Source organism: Streptococcus sp. GMD1S (assembly GCF_000296875.1).
GTDB lineage: Bacteria > Bacillota > Bacilli > Lactobacillales > Streptococcaceae > Streptococcus.
In genome coordinates this window covers 1-1,634 of sequence record NZ_AJQY01000121.1, presented here as the reverse complement: position 1 = coordinate 1,634, position 1,634 = coordinate 1, and the positions used below count along the sequence as shown (strand labels likewise).

1 protein-coding gene and 2 pseudogenes are annotated in these 1,634 nt (G+C 37.0%); all 3 read left to right on the top strand.

The window, feature by feature from the left end:
- Positions 1-210: pseudogene (locus GMD1S_RS07545) on the top strand (UDP-N-acetylmuramoyl-tripeptide--D-alanyl-D-alanine ligase); the annotation flags it as partial.
- A 190-nt stretch (positions 211-400) separates the two neighbouring features.
- The gene (locus GMD1S_RS07540) at positions 401-1,105 is read left to right on the top strand and encodes a YwaF family protein (RefSeq protein ID WP_001055268.1); all 705 of its coding nucleotides are present in this window, start codon (positions 401-403) and stop codon (positions 1,103-1,105) included.
- A 236-nt stretch (positions 1,106-1,341) separates the two neighbouring features.
- A pseudogene (locus GMD1S_RS07535) lies at positions 1,342-1,634 on the top strand (cell division protein FtsA); the annotation flags it as partial.

The following is a 1,634-nucleotide window of genomic DNA, read 5'->3' as shown; positions in this document are numbered from 1 at the left end:
TTCTATGGAGAAGACATTGCCGAATTAAGCCAACTTGCTAGTCAAATGTTCCCAATAGGTCACGTTTTCTACTTCAAGAAAACAGCTGACGAGGACCAATTTGAAGACCTAGTCAAGCAGGTCAAGGAAAGACTCGGTGCCAATGACCAAATCTTGCTCAAAGGCTCTAACTCCATGAATCTAGCCAAGTTGGTAGAAAATCTAATGTAGTTTAGTGATTTTCATATGAAAATGTAGATTTCAAATCAGTGCATTTCTGCAATACAAATGATATAATAGGTTGCGAATTTAAGACGCAAGTGTTCTATGCATGTCATAGAATCAAGTTTTTTCAAAAAATTTAAAAGCTGGAGAAAGTGAATTTTTTACTGCCTCTAGCTAGATGAACGAGGAATAGAATATGAATTTGTGGGATAAATTATTTACCACACAGATATCAGAACCGCCCCAGTTTGAACTTCACTGGTACATTGGTTTGTTATGTTTATTGGCTCTTACTTTCTATGCTTCTTATCGTTTTCGCGACAAAGTAGCTTACCAGCGTTTTATTCAGATCCTTCAGTCTGTTCAACTGATTGTTTTGTATAGCTGGTATTGGGGCAATCTCATGCCCCTATCAGAAAGTTTACCCTTCTATCATTGCCGTATCGCCATGTTTGTGATGCTCTTGATTCCAGGAACATCCAAGTACAAACAGTACTTCGCCCTTTTAGGAACTTTTGGAGCAACAGCAGCACTAGCTTACCCACTTTTTGATCCCTACCCATTTCCACACGTGACCATTTTGTCCTTCATTATCGGACATGTTGCCCTTTTAGGAAATGCGCTCCTATACTTGTTTAGAAACTATCAACCTTCCCTTCTTGATTTGAAGAATGTGGCGGTGATTACCTTCGCCTTAAATGGCTTGATATGGGTTGTTAACTTAGTTGTAGGTGGAGATTATGGATTTTTAAACAAACCACCACTTGTTGGAAGTTTTGGCCAGCCCTTAAATTATCTCATTGTTTCGACTGTTATCGTGATAGCAATTCGCTTAACAGGGAAATTAGTAGAAAATTTTTTACAACAAAAATCGGAAGAATTTATTCAAGAGAAGATCTAAAATGATCTTCTCTTTTTTGGATTTTTAAGAAACAGAAAGGAAATTGTGAACGTTAACTTCAAATAATCTCTTAGAAGAAGAATTTTTCTAGAATTTTCTCAAAAAACATGCAGGAATTTTATCAAAAACTAAGCACGATTGGATTTTTTGTGTTATAATATTCTTTGAATAGCTATGCCCAAACATAGTTATTAAATAGAAGTGAGAAACTTGGAAGACAGAGAGGATGCGATGTAATGACTAGAGATGGTTTTTTTACAGGCTTAGATATCGGAACTAGCTCGATTAAAGTGCTAGTAGCTGAGCATAGAGATGGTGAAGTAAATGTAATTGGTGTTAGCAATGCCAAAAGTAAAGGTGTAAAAGACGGAATTATTGTTGATATTGAAGCAGCTGCTTCAGCAATCAAATCCGCAATCACACAGGCGGAAGAGAAAGCTGGTATTTCTATTAAGTCTGTTAACGTTGGCCTTCCAGCAAACCTCTTGCAGGTTGAACCAACACAAGGAATGATTCCTGTAACTTCAGA